This window comes from Catenovulum agarivorans DS-2, assembly GCF_000568405.1.
GTDB classification, from domain to species: Bacteria; Pseudomonadota; Gammaproteobacteria; order Enterobacterales; family Alteromonadaceae; genus Catenovulum; species Catenovulum agarivorans_A.
Genome location: NZ_ARZY01000006.1, coordinates 59106 through 75923 on the forward strand (window position 1 = coordinate 59106; position 16818 = coordinate 75923).

Sequence of the window (16818 nt, forward strand, 5' to 3'; positions counted from 1 at the left end):
CATTGCAGACTCCGTCGGCAGAGCTCTTCGATATTGGGGTTAACCTAACCAGCAGCCAATTTGATAAAGATAGAACCGAAATTGTCGAGCACGCTGCATCGCTCGGAGTTGGCAGTTTTGTGATTACTTCAACCAGCGCTAGTGAGACAAAGCAAGCGCTGAAACTTCTAGAGCAATATCCAAATTTATACGCTACTGCAGGTTGTCACCCGCATGATGCAAAAGACTTTACTGCTGATGACCTTGCTTTTATCCACGACAGTTACCTGTTAAATCAGCGTGTTGTTGCGATAGGTGAGTGTGGTCTTGACTATAATAGAGATTTTTCCCCACGCGACTGCCAACGCGATGTATTTCGCCAACAATTAAAGGTTGCGCAGAGTTTAAATGCTCCTGTTTTTTTACATCAACGTGATGCACACCAAGACTTTTTAAACATTTTAACTGCGCATATTAGCGATTTTAGTAAAGTGGTTGTTCACTGTTTTACAGGCAATGAAGCTGAGCTTTTAAGCTATGTAGAGCTTGGTTGTTATATCGGTATCACTGGCTGGGTATGTGATGAAAGGCGAGGCCACCATTTATTGCCATTATTACAACATATTCCGGCCGACAGGTTGTTAATTGAAACCGACGCGCCGTATTTAATCCCAAGACATATTCAAAAACAAACAAAAAGTCGCCGTAACCAGCCAGGCTATCTAGTGGACATTGCTCAGTTTATAGCTGAACAAACGGGTATAAGTTTTGAACAATTGGCTTCTCAAACTTACAAAAATAGCTTACGCTTCTTCCAAATTAATAATAAATATAAATTGGCAGAATAATGGTCATTTCAGATTCGCAAATACTATGGTTAGCTAGTATTAGTATCACGATTGCGTTAATGGCAAGCATTCAGCACTCTGTGATCAATAGTCGATTGTCTGCTTTACCTATGGCACAAGGCGTGGCTGCTACACTTGTTATGTTTGCATTGATTGGTGTGATGGACTCAAGTGGGAACCTGTCTTTAAAGCTTGCTGGCTGGGTTGCCCTGTTGGTTGGCCTGTATGGTTTTGTGAGTGTGCAAGTTTGGCTGAATAAATGGTTACTCAATGCAATAGCTAATCTATTAGCCATTTTAGTTGGCATGTTGTTATTGTGTATTGCAGCGGTCGCTTGCATTGTTTACTTGACGATAGAATGGACCTTAGTGCCATTAGGAATGCTTACCCTAGCGCTGCTCGGTTATAGTGTTTGGTGGAGTGTTAAATCAAGCTGTAAAAATTTAGAAAAGCTTGTTGTTTGTATCGTACCTTGCGTGTGGATTTGTGCTATTGCAGTGGGTTTTTATAGTGTATTTATTGCTCTACTTATGGTCAGTGCAACGATTGTGGCTGGGTTGTTTCTAGTGCTGTCTAGATACGTTAACACACAAAAAAACTGTTTGGCCCAGTTGCAAGAACTTACAGATACTTATAGAGATAAAACTTTTCAATTGAAGTCTGAGTTGCAAGAACAGCAAGATGCATACGAAACGCTAGAGTCAGATGTGCGAGAACGTAACTTTGAATTGGAAGTAACCTTAAGAGAATTACAAGAAAAGAACCAAGAGTTAGAGCGATTAAATACCCTTGATGCGCTAACGGGCGTGCGCAACCGTCGTTATTTCGATCAGCGAATTACCGCAGAATTACGCCGCGCAAGACGTGAACAAACTGAACTCGGCTTGATCATGCTGGATATCGATCATTTTAAATCGATTAATGATGAGTACGGACATCTAGTTGGAGATCTGGTCATTCAACATATTGCGTCACTGTGTAAGAAGCTATTGCCAAGGTCAACAGATGCACTTTGTCGTTATGGTGGGGAAGAGTTTGCGGTAATATTACCCAACACCCCATTGCAAGGTGGCTTGCAGGTAGCAGACAATTTATGCCAGCAAATTGAACAGTCAGTTTGTCATGCCGACGGGCATCAAATTTCAGTCACGGCTAGTTTTGGCGTTCACGTTCAATTGGTTGCGCAAAATAACCAAGCGTCTGATTTAATCGCATTAGCCGATAAAGCTTTGTATCAAGCAAAACAAACCGGGCGTAATAGAGTTTGCCACTCGGCAGAGTTGTCGCAAACAACGGCTTCTAAGCCCAATGATAAACCTTTATTAAACTAGAAAGCGGAGAGCAAAATGTTAACTGGAAAATTTCCATTAAATCGAAAACGTCGCATGCGTGCAGATGACTTTAGCCGTCGTTTAATGGCTGAAAACCAGCTAACTGTCAATGATCTAATTTACCCAGTATTTGTTGTTGAAGGTAAAGATAGAACCGAAACGGTTGCGTCTATGCCTGGTATAGAGCGTAAGTCTATCGACCTACTGCTCAGAGAATTAGAGCCTTTAGTTGGCTACGGACTACCTGCAGTTGCATTATTTCCAGTAACGCCAGTTGAAAAAAAATCATTAATGGCAGAAGAAGCGTACGCACATGATGGGTTAGCGCAAAAAACGGTACGAGCAATTAAAAGTGAATTTCCGCAACTCGGTGTGATTACCGATGTTGCTTTAGACCCATTCACCGTGCATGGCCAAGACGGCATTATTGATGACACTGGCTATGTGCAAAACGATATCACTACAGATATTTTAGTTAAACAAGCATTGTCTCATGCTGAAGCGGGTGCAGACGTGGTTGCTCCATCCGATATGATGGATGGCCGTATTGTTGCCATTCGGCAAGCACTGGAAGCGCAAGGCCATGTCAATACGCGGATTATGTCATATGCAGCCAAATATGCGTCTGCTTATTATGGTCCATTTAGAGATGCGGTTGGCTCAGCTGGTAATTTAAAAGGTGCGGATAAAAAGAATTATCAAATGGACCCTGCCAACAGTGACGAAGCATTGCATGAAGTTGCATTAGATCTAGAGGAAGGCGCAGATATGGTTATGGTAAAACCAGGTATGCCATATTTAGATATAGTGCGTCGTGTTAAAGATGAATTTAAAGTACCAACTTTTGCTTACCAAGTATCTGGTGAATATGCCATGCATAAAGCTGCATTTGCTCAAGGTTGGTTAGATGAAGAAAAGTGCGTACTTGAATCTTTACTCGCTTTTAAGCGCGCGGGTGCTGATGGTATATTGACCTACTTTGCAAAAGATGTTGCGCAGTGGCTTAGTAAATAAACTAGCTGTATGCTGAACTAAAGTTTTTTCGAGCGGTCAGAGCAGAACACATTTACGGCTTATATAGCCGTTAAAAGCCAATATGATCGTCTTTATGGCGCCTTTACATAGAATGTTATTTAAAGTTGTGCTGAATACGTCTATTATAGCGGGCTTATTGCAACGGCCTGTTGTATTTGTTGTGCTTTAGTTTGATTTTTCAGACAGGATCAAAAAAGATTAAAAGAGTGACTAAAGGGGTACTCATGAATATTAGAAATGTTGGATGGTCTGCATTATTTAGCAGTGCCGTATTGCTGACAGGGTGTGGTGGTAGCGGTTCAAATGAAAGCAACAGTACCAGTTATCTAACTTATTACAACTTATCAGCTAACACTGCTGTAACTAAGTTATATCACGAAGACACGCTTCGTGCGTCGGTTGCATATCAAGGCAAATCGACTAGACAAAGTGTTGAAGCTGGCACTAAGAATGTGCAGCTTAGAGTAGATGAATCAGACGACGTCACTACAACTTTATATGATGAAGATTTGAATTTAGCGCAGGACAAGCGTAATTATTTAATCTCTGTTGGTGATTTAGACGGTGACAATGGTGATGCGCCATTATTGTTTACCTACAACATCATTAATTCGAATGACCTAGACGATGACAAATTCGAGTTTAACTTGATGCACTTAGCCTTAAAATCTGCAGCAACATTAACTGTAGATGTCATTGATAAAGATAGTGGCGAATTAGTTGATACATTAACAGCAGAATATGGCAAAAGCGTTACTAAACAACTGGATACAGACAGATATTATTTTACCGTTGAAGACAGCTCTGAAAACCTTTTGTATACCTCTTCAGGTATCACTTTTGGTAGTTCGCAATTCTATTTTGCATTAGTGGACACCCAGTTAAATGGTGAAGACAAATTAACTATGGTGTTTTTACCTGATTCAACCTCTTCTGTTACAGAGTATAAAGACCCTGATCTTAAGTCTTACTTCAGAGTTTACAATAGTGCAGAAGCTTTTGACGGCAACACGTTAACCTTAGAAGGTGGTGCGTTAGAAAATCAAAAGGTTGAATACCCTAATATTAAAGCAGACGATTTAGCTGATAGCTCATTTGAACTAGAGCAAGGCTCGTATAGCTTAAGTCTAGAAGGTTCTAACATAGTAAAAGCGCTATATTCATTCGCTAGTGGTGTAGACCGTACGGTTGTATTTTATCGTGATGACGAAGGTAATTTAGACGATGTATCTTTCACTAATACAAGCCGCCCAGATACGACAAATCATCAGATTACTTTTGTAAACTTGTTAAACAACCAAGGTGATGATGAAGTCGATTTATATTTTGTTGCACCAAACGCGAATTTTGCAACAACGGCATACCGATTAACTCAACGCGAATTGGGTAATGTTGCTCGTATGGCAGTGCCATCGAACACTTATGACATCTATGTTGCGGTTGATGATGGTGACGGCGCACCAAAAGTTGTTGCGCAGCAATTGGGCGTAAAATTTAGTTCTGATGAATCTGCCGGTGACAAAACAGGTGACTGGGTACTTATTGCTGAGCCAGCTCAAGATACAGATACACCAGATCAAGGTGGCGTTAGCACGATTCGTTTATTCGAAATGTAGTAACGCATGATAAGTAGGTGTTGTGAGTGATTCCGTTATCACAGCACCTTTTTATCTAGCCTTCAGGCTATTTAGATACAATTCTCACTTCAAGTAATCATTTTATCCGTTATAATCGTAAAAAAATTTTCAGTGGTTAATTGGAAAGTAGAAATTCAATTAGCGGAGACAATTCAGTGGGTTCAACTATGAAATTTAATTTACGCAGTTTCGCACTTTTGAGTGCATTAGTAGCTGTACCGAGTGCTTTTGCCGCGGATATGAGCGATGCCGCAATTAAAGAACGTATCAAGCCTATCGGTTCAGTACATATTGCAGGTGCTGTAGCGCAAAGTGCTAGTTCAGCAGCGCGCTCTGGTGCAGATGTTTTTAATGCCAGTTGTACTGCTTGCCATAGTGCAGGTGTAATGGGCGCACCTAAACCAAATGTTGCGGGTGATTGGGATGCTCGACTTGAACAAGGTATGGACACATTAGTTGCACATGCGATTAATGGCTTTAATGCGATGCCGCCAAAAGGTACTTGTATGGATTGTAGCGATGATGAAATTAAGGCTGCAATCGAGTATATGATTAAAGACCTTTAATCCAACTCAGTTATACATTTTCGGTGAAGCCAGAGCGCTTCACCTGATGACTTCCCGTCACCTGTTTCATAAAAATCAAAAAATTGTTTCTATTTTAACCAATAATGTTATGGAAATAGTTTATATTCCTGCTAAACTGCGCCCCCTTGGTTGATTTTTAAGCTATATGTTATTCAATACTTTAGTTGGTCAACTATTTATTGCAATCAGCTAACTGCTGGTCATTAGGTCAAAATAATAATTAAAAAACTCGCCATGTTCGGTATATTTCCTGAACCCTCTGCTATAGTTAATCAGAAGTCTGCTTAACAGTAGCAGTGGCTAGAGTGCAATAATTGGATATAAGCGTGACTAATAACCGTAAACAAACCAATCAAACTTACAAAGCAAAACAGCTAAAAAAACTGCTTGGCTTAAAAAAACAAGCCAAAAAAGTGCAATCTGCTTTGTTGGAAATTTCTGAGCTTGCGAGCCATTGTTTTGATACTGAACACTTTTACCTACAATTGCATGAGGTAATAGGTTCAGTGGTTAAATCACCCAATTTATTTATCTTATTTAAAAGTGCCATCAGTAAAAAATACGATATTCATTATTATGCGACCCAAGACGGCCAGAATGTAAAACCCGATTTACCTGATGATGTGATTGACGTTGGCCTTACAGGTTATATGTTACGCAGTGGTCATTCATTGTTATGTAACCACGACGACTACAACCGGTTGGTTGATGAGGGCGAGGTGATTGAATTAGGTGAACCTGCTGTGAGTTGGTTGGGCGTGCCTTTGCGTATGACCAATGGTGATCTTGGTGCTTTGGTTGTTGTGAGTTATAGCCAAGATATTCAGTTCGATGCATCTGATAAATCGATTCTAGAGCTTTTATCTGAACACATTACCCATTCCATTGAACATATGCAGCGCCAAACCCAAATGGAACGAGAAATAAATAGCCGCACCCGTGCGTTGCATCAAGTTAATCAAAAACTAAAACAAGAAATTGCACAACAACAAAGGTTTCAAGTCGCCCAAAAACTTTTGTTGGATTTATCAGAGAAATTTGATTTTTCTAATTCGAAAGAAACTTTATTTCAAAGGTTTAGCGCAGTTGTTAATCAAGTATTTGAGCTGGCAAACTATTTGGCTGAATACAATGCCATGGATAAAAAGTGGTGTTATTTGGGGGCTTCTGCGATTGATAGTATTGACGATTTACAAACTTACCAATGTTTAAACGAATATATTGCGCTGGATGCTCAACCTATGGTGTTAGGCCAAAAAGAGATTAAGCATTTGGCTGCTTTTGGCGCGATAATGGCTGATGAAAAACAAAAGTTATCGTTAATCAAAAATGTTTGGCTGGTATCTCCATTGCAATCAAGTGGTGAAAATTGTTTGTTGTTGGTGGTGTTTAAGCCTGAATCTCAAGGGGAGTTTAGCGATAAAGATACCGAACTTATGAATTTTATCACTATGCATTTTAACTTGATAATGCATAGGTGGCAGTCTCAGCAGATGCTGTTGCATGCGCAAGATCAACTAGAAGATACAGTGCAGCAGCGAACTAAGGCGCTGCATGAAGCGAACCATGATCTCCAGCAACAAATTGAAGAAAGAATTAAAGTTCAAGAAAAGTTATACCATGATGCCAATCACGACTTACTGACGGGCTTACCCAACCGGCAATTATTTAACCGTAAACTGATGCATGCTGTGGCTTGTGCGACTATGGATCCAACGCATGAATACACAGTGTTATTTATTGACTTGGATAGATTTAAGTTAATTAATGATACATTTGGCCATTTGACTGGCGATCGCTTTTTAGTGGAAGTGGCAAATCGAATATCAAATTGTTTACAACAAGGGCAAGTGCTGGCGCGATTAGGTGGTGATGAGTTTGTCGTGTTAATGCAGCAGCCCGCATCTATGCAAGCAGCGCAAGTCATTGCGCACCACATTATAGAAGCACTTAATAACAGCTTTACCATAGATGGCAATGAGATATATGCCGGTTGCAGTATTGGTATTACCGGTTCAGAGCAGGGCTATAATAAACCAGCAGACGTGCTCAGGGATGCCGATACGGCCATGTACCAAGCAAAGAATAAAGGGCGTGGCCGTTATGTATTATTTGATCAAAGTTTACATACCAAGTTAATTGATCAATTAAATCAAGAAAGCGAGTTGCGCAAAGCGCTAAAAGAAGGGTCGCTGGAATTTGTTTTTCAGCCTGTTGTGAATTTGAGCTCGAATGAAGTCGCAGCAGTTGAAGCGTTAGTGCGTTGGCAGCATCCAAATTTAGGTTTGTTAAAACCAGCTGACTTTTTGGAAATGGCACATGATACCGGACTTATTTTACAAATAGATAAGCAGGCCGTGGCTCACGCGTGCGAATATTTGCAACACCGAGATTTAAGCAAAGACAAAGCATTAATATCGGTTAATCTTAGCAGCCGAATATTATGCGACGAAACCGCATTCGCTCAACTACTTGAAACACTGTCGAGTATAGGTGATACAGTTCAAGGGTTGATTTTAGAGTTTACCGAAAAAGGGATTGATAACATTGAACAAGTTGTTGGCTGTTTTGCCACTTTACGTGCACTGGGTGTACGTATTGCGCTTGACGATTTTGGCGCGGGTATTGCGAGTTTAGCTTTGTTATATAGTGGCGAGCTTGATTTTGTAAAAGTGGATGCCAAACTCATTCACCGAGCAGAGCAAGATCTTGCACAAAGACGCTTTGCAACTTCAATCGTCAATATTGGCCATGAGCAAGGTTTTATTGTAATAGCGGAAGGTATTGAAACTGAATTAATGAAAGAAACGGCTGAAACTATGGGGTGTTTATTCGCTCAAGGGCAGCTGTTAGCAGAGGCGGTAAGTTCCGATGAGTTTTACCGCCAGTTGTTAGCTGAGTTGTCAGCTGAAGATGTTACTTTAACAAATCGCGCAAGTTAGCAATATGCGCTTGTGCTTTTTGTTGGCGTTCTTGCTGGCTTGCTTTAGGTTTTTGATACTCCCACACCAAATCATCCTGCGGCATTTCATATAAAAATCGGCTCGGCTCTGTTTTTATCACCTCACCAAACTGTCGCCTTTCTTTGGCTATGGTAAAAATCAACTCCCTCTGTGCCCGGGTCACCCCTACGTAAGCTAAACGCCGCTCTTCTTCTATGTTATCTTCGTCTATGCTTGATTGGTGAGGTAACAAACCTTCTTCAGCGCCAACTAAAAATACATACGGAAACTCTAGCCCTTTAGATGCATGTAATGTCATCAATTGAACTTGGTCTGCTTCGTCCTCTTCGGCACCACGCTCCATCATGTCTCTTAAGGTTAGTTTGTTTACCGCTTCTTTAAGTGTTAACGGTTCTTCATCTTCATCACCCTCAAGCATACCACTGATCCAACTAAACAATTGGCTGACGTTTTTCATGCGCATTTCAGCCGCTTTGCCACTTGGTGACGTTTCGTATAAAAATTCTTCGTAGCGTATGCCTTTAATTAAATCGCGTACTGCAGACAAAGTATCACCACGTTGAGCTCTGTCATCTAGCTCGACCATCCAACGACAAAATTGCTGAAGGTTCTCTAGGCGCTTGCCCGACAATACTTGTTCTAGTTGCCCTTCGAATGCGGCGGCAAACAAACTAATATGCAGCTGATTCGCCAGTCGGCCGACTTTTTCTAAAGTTGCTGGGCCAATTTCGCGTTTAGGTACATTTATAATACGTAGAAATGCGTTGTCGTCGTCAGGGTTAACCAACAGGCGCAAATAAGCCATAATATCTTTAATTTCGCTACGAGCGAAAAAAGAGGTACCACCACTGATTTTGTAGGGAATACGGTTGGTCATCAGGGTTTTTTCAAATACTCGCGACTGAAAGTTACCTCGATATAAAATTGCGTAGTCTTTATATTTGCTTTTACGCATGTACCTGTGTCCAATCAGCTCAGCAACAACACGTTCTGCTTCGTTTTCTTCGTCTTTGGCAAATAGAATTCGAATTGGCTCACCATAGGCCATTTCACTAAATAGCGACTTATCGTAAACATGTGGGTTGTTCGCTATCAGTATGTTAGCCGCATTCAGTATACGCTGAACCGAGCGGTAGTTTTGTTCCAGTTTAATTAAGCGTAATTTGGGAAAGTCTTTGCCGAGTAATACCAAGTTTTGCGGTTTTGCTCCACGCCAACTATATATTGACTGGTCGTCATCACCTACAACAGTAAATAACCCTCTTGAGCCCACAATTTGTTTCACCAGTTCGTATTGACTGGTATTGGTATCTTGATATTCATCCACTAACAAGTAACGTATTTTGCGTTGCCAGCGATTGCGTGCTTCTTCATTTTGTTTGAGCAAGAGTGTTGGCACCAGAATCAAATCGTCAAAATCAAAAGCATTGTATGCGGTCATTTGCGATTGGTAATTCTGGTAACAGCGTGCGTGATATTGTGCTTTTTCGTCTTTAGCGAGCTGCATTGCGCGCTGAGGCAAAATTAGGTCATTTTTCCAATTAGAGATGGCTGATTGAACGGCGCGCAATTCATCTTTGTCACCATCTAGCTCTTTTTCAGTTAACGCCTTTAATAACGCCATGGTATCTTGGTCGTCAAATAAACTAAATCCGGGTTTAATTCCCAAGGTTTTATATTCTTTTTTTATAATGGTTAAACCTAGCGTATGAAAGGTCGACACCATTAAACCTTTGCCCGCTCCTTTAGGTAGAGTTGCCGCAACCCGCTCTTTCATCTCTTTAGCCGCTTTATTGGTAAAGGTTACTGCGGCAATTTGGTTTGCCTTATAACCACAGTTTGTCACCATATGCGCTATTTTGTTGGTGATCACACGTGTTTTTCCACTACCAGCGCCCGCGAGCACTAGGCAAGGGCCAGTAACATAACTAACGGCTTCAGCTTGAGCTGGGTTTAATTTCATAATGGCTGTTGGTTTTGAATATGGGGCGGGCATTGTATGCTTTTCCAATGAATTGGGCAAAATAAACAACAAAATTCGCGTGCTTCTACACAATGGGTTACAATCATCTCTAAGATAACTACTTCATATTCATAAGGTTGCAAGGGATGATGTTACGGCTGCATATAGTTTATGTGCTGTCATTAATAAGCCTGCTTGGCACATTTTGTGGCTATGCTGTCGCTGCGCCTGTTGCTGTGCTGTATCCTGATGTACGCGAACCTTACCTGTCCATTTTTGAACAAATTAGAGCGGGTGTAAAAGAACAAACCAATGCTGACATTCAAGGTTATGTTATTGGTGAAGATTTAGACATCAGTAGCATAGAAAAACAATTGGCGGGAGATGCAATCACTCAGTTGGTATTGCTCGGCTCACGTGGTTATAGGTTGGCGGATAAATTTACCGCAAACTATTCAATTGTTATTGGCGCTTACCCAACGACTCCGGGTGCACATTCTGGCGTGAGCATGATGACTGACCCAATCACAGTTGTGAAAAAACTTAGAATGGTCGCACCGTCAGTACAGAAATTACACTTAATTGTAAGCCAACAAAACGCGTGGATTGCCAAACTCACCGAACGAGCGCTAAAACAAGCAGGGATTGCCGCTAACATTCAGATTGTTAAAGATCTCAAACAAGCAGTGCAAACTTACGCCAAGTTAGTTGAAGGTCGGCTCAATCAGCGAGATGCGATTTGGTTGCCAATTGATACAGTCGCGATGCATGAAAAAGTTGTATTGCCTTTGGTATTAAAGGCTAGTTGGGATAAACGTTTTATCGTTTTGTCTAGTATCCCATCACATGCCAAAAGAGGCGCACTATTTTCGTTTTATCCAAATCACTTTCAACTGGGCAAACAACTGGCCAATATGTTACAGAACATGACAGAAAACCCCCAAGTTTTGCCAATGAAGCATATTTTATTAGCAGTGAATTTACGAACCGCCAAACACCTTGGCATAAGCTACACAAATCAAGAAAAAGAGCAGTTTAATATAGTGTTGCCCGAGAGATGATAAAAAGAATACTGAACAAATATATTTCCCCAGCGTCTAGTTTCCGTCGCCAGTTAATGGCGTATGTTGTCGGCGGCATTATTGTATTAAGTTTAGCGGGCAGTGGCCTAACAGCTTGGGTAAGTAGTATTAAAATCAAAGAATTGATTGTGGAAGATGCAATGCAAGCAACCAGTGGTTTAGCTGAGCAAGGCATGCTTGCTTTGTTAACTGGCAGTAACGACAACGCCGAAGATGCAATCAACCAAGTTTTAGGGTTTAAATCAGTTGTCGGGGCAGCGGTGATTGACGCGGACCAACAGATTATCGCAAATCAGAATATTGCATTAGAGCAGTTAGTCATCCCCAAACATGAACAAGAGATGGGTTATATTGAAGATGATGACTTTTTTTGGTTTTGGAAGCTGGTGCATATTAATCAAGGAGATATTGGATTAGGTGAATTTGACCAACATAAACAAAGTGTTTTAGGGGTTGTTTATGTCAAACTGAGCAAAACGACGTTAACCAATACTTCTCGAGACATTTTTATTGCCACTTTTTTGATTAGCACAATTGTTGCAGTTATGCTTGTTATGGTGGTCGATGTGACGGTTAATCGGTTGACTCGGCCTATCAATGAACTTGCAGACACAATGGAAGAAGCAGAGCGAACGGGGCAGCATTTGCAGACTCAGGTTAAAGGCGCCAAAGAAATCCGCCAAATGTCTCATGCATTTAATACATTAATGCAAACCCTAGATGATCAAGACGAACAGTTAAGAAACCACAGAGATCAGTTGGAAACCGAAGTTAAACTAAGAACAGCAGAACTAGTGCAAGCAAGAGACTCGGCTTTAACTGCCTCTCGACATAAATCTGTGTTTTTAGCCAATATTACTCATGAATTACGGACCCCAATCCAAGCGATAATTGGTTACATCGACTTAGTTCGAGAAGAGCTGGAAATGGATGGAATGGATAACTACACGCAAGACTTGGCAAAAGTACAAAGAAATGCAGAGCGTTTATTAGTGCTGATCAATAGTATTTTAGACTTATCCAAGGTAGAAGCAGGTCGCATGGAAGTTAAAAGGGAAACAATTCTGTTAAAACCCTCGCTAGAAATGGCTATCGATACTGTTTCACCGCTGCTAGATAAAAACAAAAACTTATTTGTTGGCCCACAAAACCAAACTGAACTCATGGTTGAAACAGACAAAGAAAAGCTTGAACAAATTTTAATTAACTTGCTGAGCAACGCGTGTAAGTTCACCAAAAACGGCACCATAAGCTTAGACTTTGAGTGCGGAGAAGAAACTTTCGCTATTCAGGTAACAGATACTGGCAAGGGTATTCCTGCGGACAAACTGGCGGAAATATTTGATGAATTCAGGCAGGTAGGTCAGGGTAGTCGCCCTGACCAAGGTTCAAGCTCGCGTGAATTTGAAGGTACAGGGCTGGGTTTGGCTATCAGCCAAAAATTTGCCCGCCTACTTGGTGGTGAAATTTCAGTAGAGAGTACCGTGGGTAAAGGTACCTGTTTTACTGTCGTTTTACCCTTGTAGCACGGCTTAAAAAGCAAACTAAGATAAATAGGTGCGTATGTACAAGACCGTTACTTTTTGTTACAACTTGTTTTTTATGAAAAAAACACTAGGCTTGAATACTAGTACAATAATTCTAATAACAACTGGGCACCAGTTATGAAAAATAAATATTGTTTGGTTTTGTATTTTTCATTTTTAGGCTTACCTGCACATGCTGACGACAGCTTTAGTGAAATGGGGCTAAGTTTAGAAGATTTATATGGGGATGAAGAGTTTGTTAGCATAGCAACAGGCACTGAAAAACCAATATATAAAGCACCATCTGTTGCAACTGTTATCACGGCAAAAGACATTAAACAGCAAGGTGCATTAGATATAGATGATGTGCTCGAAACTGTACCTGGGTTACATGTTGCTCGTAGTTCAAGTGGTTTTAAACCTATATACACATTTCGAGGTGTATACTCCAGCTTTAATCCTCAAGTGCTTATGTTGGTAAATGGTGTGCCTTATACCAGTTCTTATGTAGGAAACCGAGGGCAAGTATGGGGTGGCATGTCGGTTGAATCTATCGCAAGAATTGAAGTGATTCGAGGACCTGGCTCTGCGTTATATGGTGCAGATGCTTTCTCGGGGGTTATCAATATCATTACCAAAAATGCGGAGAACTCGAACGACAGTACAGTCGGAGCCAGAGCTGGTACCTACTCAACCAAAGATACTTGGCTGAATTATATCCATCAAGGTGATGATTTTTCAGCTGCTATAAATTTCCAATACCATAAGACAAATGGTTTTGATGGTATTATTGAACAAGACAGGCAGTCTTTGCATGACGATTTGTATAATACGGATGTGTCATTGGCGCCTGGACCTCTTAATTTAGCTGCAGAAAACTTAGCCTTGTATACCAACTTTAGTTACAAAAACTTTAACTTGGATGCGTCGTGGCAAAGGCAAGATGTTCAAAGTGGTGCTGGTGTAGCAAGTGCTTTGGACCCATATTATCGGGTTCGCCCTGAACGACAGATCGTCAGTGCTGATTATTCCAATACTATGGGTGATAAGATTGACTATAAAGTTTTTGCTAGCTTTTATCGTAATACTCAAGAATTTGTCGTACCTGCTATGCTATTCCCACCAGGGGTGTCGTTTTCTGGTGGACCGTTTGTTGGCACCCACCCTGATGGTATGCAGGGCGCCCCCAACGTGTTTGAAAGACATTGGCGTTTTGGTTTTTTAACACACTACCAAGCATTGCCGAATAGTCAATTTTCCTTTGGCGCAGGCCATAACAAAGATGATATCTATAAGACAACCGAGTTTAAAAACTTTGGTTTAGATGCCAAGGGTGAGCCTATTCCCGCTGGGACTTTCCCATTAGTCGATGTTAGTGATAGCGATGCAGTTTTTTTACCTGAGGTGGAGCGGCAAAATAACTATGTATTTGCACAAAATATATGGGCCTTTGCTAATGACTGGGAGCTTACTCTTGGTTTAAGGCATGACGACTATTCTGACTTTGGCTCAACGACGAATCCTAGAGCTGCGTTGGTTTGGTCTACCTCTTTGTATTTAACTACAAAAATTTTGTATGGTAAGGCGTTTAGGGCACCGGCATTCGCAGAAACTAGTGTGAAAAGTAATCCGGTTGCGTTAGGGAACCCTGCGCTTAACCCAGAAGAAATTGAAACATTTGAAGCTTCCTTTGACTACCGCCCTAGTACAGATGTATCTATGGTGCTGAATTTGTTTAGGTATAATTGGTCAAATATTGTCCAGTTCTTGCCTGTTGCTGAAAATGCGGGCAAACAAGTGGGCAAGGGGTTTGAATTTGAATTGAAGTGGAAGTTGAACCGCGATATTAGTATTGATGGGAATTATGCATTTCAACGCTCTGAAAATCGTTTAACCGACTCAACTGCGCCATACTCGCCAGAACAACAACTGTTTCTACAGTTAAATTGGCATTTGAACTCCAATATTAATGTTAATGTTAAGAATAACTATGTGGTAAATCGTACTCGAGCCTTAGATGATCCGAGAGATAAAATCGGTGACTACAATATTACAGATTTAACCATTCGCTGGGCGAATGATAATTTTGATACAGCTTTAATTGCCAAGAATATTTTCGACGTTGATGCTCGAGAGCCAACAGAAAATACTGGTACTACTGTGTATTTACCCAATGACTTGCCATTACCAGGTCGGCAGATTTATGCAGAAGTCAGTTATCATTTTTAAATACTTTGTTGTGCCGGTGGCGTAGCCTAAAAGCTACTCCACTGGACGAGGGCTCGGCCCATTATAATCAATGTCCTCACACTTTAGTGGCAAAAATGAGTTTTGCGCACGTCCACTATAGTCGGTAAAACAAGCGGTTACACCGCTTGCTACACACATGCATTTTATATTGTAAACCTGCTGTGCGCTAAAATCTTGATCTGCTAAGAATGCGCAGGAATAACCGCCGCTATTCATTGATAGGTTAAAATTTGATTCCAAGTACGCTGAAATTTCAAAGGCTAATTTTAGGTGTTTGCCAACCTTAAAGCCAAGCTGTTGTCTCAACTTGTCGTACATGTCTATTCGTTCATCGGCTCGAGCGACAGGGCGAGCAAACCCCATAATGTTGGGTTTGCCATTTTTATAGCTGGATTGAGATACAAGTTGGTCAATAGTCATCCCAGCTTGAACTTTCATCAAAGCTTGCCGGATAAAATCTACCCCAATCAAAGATGATTTGCTGCCACCGTAAGCTCTTGAATCTGCCGCAAGTACACCAGCTACAGTTGCAGCTGATACACTTGAGCCTTCGCTTCCACATAGGGCGCCAACTTGGTTGCACCAAATCCGAGCATCAGGGTAACTCATGCCAATAAAGTTTGCTTCGAGCCAGTCTGCAAGGTTTTTAGAAACAAGCTTACCTGTTGCATTCAATACAATAACTTGCATATATGTGGCATTGCCTAATAAGTCATTTTTTAACGAGTAATTGCGTATCACAACATCATCACCGCCGACCCATTTGCCGATACTCGTTTCAATTTTGTTCCTTCGTTCCAACCAATAGTCGTAATTACTCATGGTTATTCCTCTTTTCTTAGAACATAGTTTTCGTCTTCAAGCAGTGGCATGGCTGTTAAGGGCTTGTGAGTTTGTTCCATTCCATGAGCTAAGAGCCCAGGCGCTCTAGCTAATTGATATAAACCGATGGACTCTCTAGCGCCAATGCCCAACTTTAAACAAACAACGGCGGTAAGGCCGGTTGGAACTATGCCAAAATTGTGTTTGTGGAGTTGTTGGCACAACATTTCAGTCCATTGGAAAATCTTGCTGTCTGGTGATAATTCGATTAATTTGAGTAGCAGCGAGTGGGTGCGAGCATCTATTTCTCCATAAATAGACCCAAACCCAGGTGCAACTCTTGGGCTATCCGCTGTCATAGAGTGGAGCAAGGAGTCTGCCGCTTCTTTCGGTTCGACTTTCGCCATTTTTTCTATTAGCAAATAAGCATGCTCAACTTCCGCTGCGCCGTAAGTGCCACCCATGGCGAGTAACCCAGTTGGTAGTATATGTTCAGGACTGGATTTGCCTATACCTGCCAGCATTGACGCTCGTGTTGCACTGTCTCTTGGCCCAAAATTCATTAACCCTTTAAAAAGTATTTGCAGAAGCTGCTTTTGCTCTGAGTTTGGTAGGTTTCCAGTGAACAATAAATACAGCATTTCAAGATAACTTTTTTTGGCTAACAATTGTTCGTAAGGATAACCAAATAGGTAATTTTCTTTAGCTACAAATGGGTTTTGTTCATCTGCGACCTCATACCAGATTTTTGTTGAAAGTTTTTTAGCGTAATTAAAAGATTGGCTCATAAGTGTT

The 16818-nt window shown here is 41.1% G+C and carries 12 protein-coding genes; 9 read left to right on the plus strand and 3 right to left on the minus strand.

The features are described from left to right. Positions 1–2 precede the first annotated feature (2 nt). From DS2_RS04905 to DS2_RS04930, 6 genes are all read left to right on the plus strand, one after another. Positions 3–827 (plus strand): TatD family hydrolase, encoded by an 825-nt coding sequence (locus DS2_RS04905; RefSeq protein ID WP_035013539.1) that lies wholly within the window; start codon positions 3–5, stop codon positions 825–827. Next, on the plus strand, positions 827–2158 hold the full coding sequence (locus tag DS2_RS19660; RefSeq protein ID WP_051479633.1) for a GGDEF domain-containing protein: 1332 nt from the start codon (positions 827–829) through the stop codon (positions 2156–2158). Before DS2_RS04905 ends, DS2_RS19660 begins: the two co-directional genes overlap by 1 nt. 15 nt (positions 2159–2173) lie before the next feature. After that, positions 2174–3172 carry a porphobilinogen synthase gene (gene hemB / locus DS2_RS04915; protein WP_035013540.1) on the plus strand — a complete coding sequence of 333 codons (999 nt, stop codon included), beginning with the start codon at positions 2174–2176 and terminating at the stop codon, positions 3170–3172. A gap of 245 nt (positions 3173–3417) precedes the next feature. Further along, positions 3418–4809, plus strand: a complete 1392-nt coding sequence (locus tag DS2_RS04920) for a hypothetical protein (RefSeq protein WP_035013541.1) — start codon at positions 3418–3420, stop codon at positions 4807–4809. A gap of 188 nt (positions 4810–4997) precedes the next feature. Then, entirely contained in the window at positions 4998–5396 is a 399-nt protein-coding gene (locus DS2_RS04925; protein WP_035013542.1) for a c-type cytochrome, read from the plus strand. 347 nt (positions 5397–5743) lie between these two features. After that, positions 5744–8359 (plus strand): EAL domain-containing protein, encoded by a 2616-nt coding sequence (locus DS2_RS04930; protein ID WP_035013543.1) that lies wholly within the window; start codon positions 5744–5746, stop codon positions 8357–8359. Here DS2_RS04930 and rep read toward each other — a convergent pair. Next, the gene (gene rep / locus DS2_RS04935) at positions 8334–10343 is read right to left on the minus strand and encodes a DNA helicase Rep (protein WP_035013637.1); all 2010 of its coding nucleotides are present in this window, start codon (positions 10341–10343) and stop codon (positions 8334–8336) included. The genes DS2_RS04930 and rep overlap by 26 nt on opposite strands. A gap of 146 nt (positions 10344–10489) precedes the next feature. Between rep and DS2_RS19665 the strand changes: the two genes are divergently transcribed. The 3 genes from DS2_RS19665 (at position 10490) to DS2_RS04950 (ending at position 15180) form a co-directional block, all read left to right on the plus strand. Further along, positions 10490–11404, plus strand: a complete 915-nt coding sequence (locus DS2_RS19665) for an ABC transporter substrate binding protein (protein ID WP_051479634.1) — start codon at positions 10490–10492, stop codon at positions 11402–11404. Beyond that, entirely contained in the window at positions 11401–12951 is a 1551-nt protein-coding gene (locus DS2_RS04945; RefSeq protein ID WP_035013544.1) for a sensor histidine kinase, read from the plus strand. The genes DS2_RS19665 and DS2_RS04945 overlap by 4 nt, the downstream gene beginning before the upstream one ends. Positions 12952–13089: 138 nt before the next feature. After that, a complete protein-coding gene (locus DS2_RS04950; protein ID WP_035013545.1) occupies positions 13090–15180 on the plus strand; it encodes a TonB-dependent receptor plug domain-containing protein in 2091 nt (696 codons plus the stop codon). A gap of 33 nt (positions 15181–15213) precedes the next feature. On the opposite strand, the gene DS2_RS04955 is transcribed toward DS2_RS04950, so the two are convergent. Together DS2_RS04955 and DS2_RS04960 are read right to left on the minus strand one after the other, a co-directional pair. Continuing rightward, the gene (locus tag DS2_RS04955; protein ID WP_035013546.1) at positions 15214–16023 is read right to left on the minus strand and encodes a hypothetical protein; all 810 of its coding nucleotides are present in this window, start codon (positions 16021–16023) and stop codon (positions 15214–15216) included. 2 nt (positions 16024–16025) lie between these two features. Continuing rightward, on the minus strand, positions 16026–16811 hold the full coding sequence (locus DS2_RS04960; protein ID WP_035013547.1) for a hypothetical protein: 786 nt from the start codon (positions 16809–16811) through the stop codon (positions 16026–16028). Between the last annotated feature and the right edge of the window lie 7 nt (positions 16812–16818).

Excerpts from the sequence above, each read along its gene's own strand:
- DS2_RS19660 (WP_051479633.1), top strand. The coding sequence starts at position 827 with ATGGTCATTTCAGATTCGCAAATACTATGGTTAGCTAGTATTAGTATC.
- hemB (WP_035013540.1), top strand. The coding sequence starts at position 2,174 with ATGTTAACTGGAAAATTTCCATTAAATCGAAAACGTCGCATGCGTGCA.
- DS2_RS04920 (WP_035013541.1), top strand. The coding sequence starts at position 3,418 with ATGAATATTAGAAATGTTGGATGGTCTGCATTATTTAGCAGTGCCGTA.
- DS2_RS04925 (WP_035013542.1), top strand. The coding sequence starts at position 4,998 with ATGAAATTTAATTTACGCAGTTTCGCACTTTTGAGTGCATTAGTAGCT.
- rep (WP_035013637.1), bottom strand. The coding sequence starts at position 10,343 with ATGAAATTAAACCCAGCTCAAGCTGAAGCCGTTAGTTATGTTACTGGC.
- DS2_RS19665 (WP_051479634.1), top strand. The coding sequence starts at position 10,490 with ATGATGTTACGGCTGCATATAGTTTATGTGCTGTCATTAATAAGCCTG.
- DS2_RS04945 (WP_035013544.1), top strand. The coding sequence starts at position 11,401 with ATGATAAAAAGAATACTGAACAAATATATTTCCCCAGCGTCTAGTTTC.
- DS2_RS04950 (WP_035013545.1), top strand. The coding sequence starts at position 13,090 with ATGAAAAATAAATATTGTTTGGTTTTGTATTTTTCATTTTTAGGCTTA.
- DS2_RS04955 (WP_035013546.1), bottom strand. The coding sequence starts at position 16,023 with ATGAGTAATTACGACTATTGGTTGGAACGAAGGAACAAAATTGAAACG.
- DS2_RS04960 (WP_035013547.1), bottom strand. The coding sequence starts at position 16,811 with ATGAGCCAATCTTTTAATTACGCTAAAAAACTTTCAACAAAAATCTGG.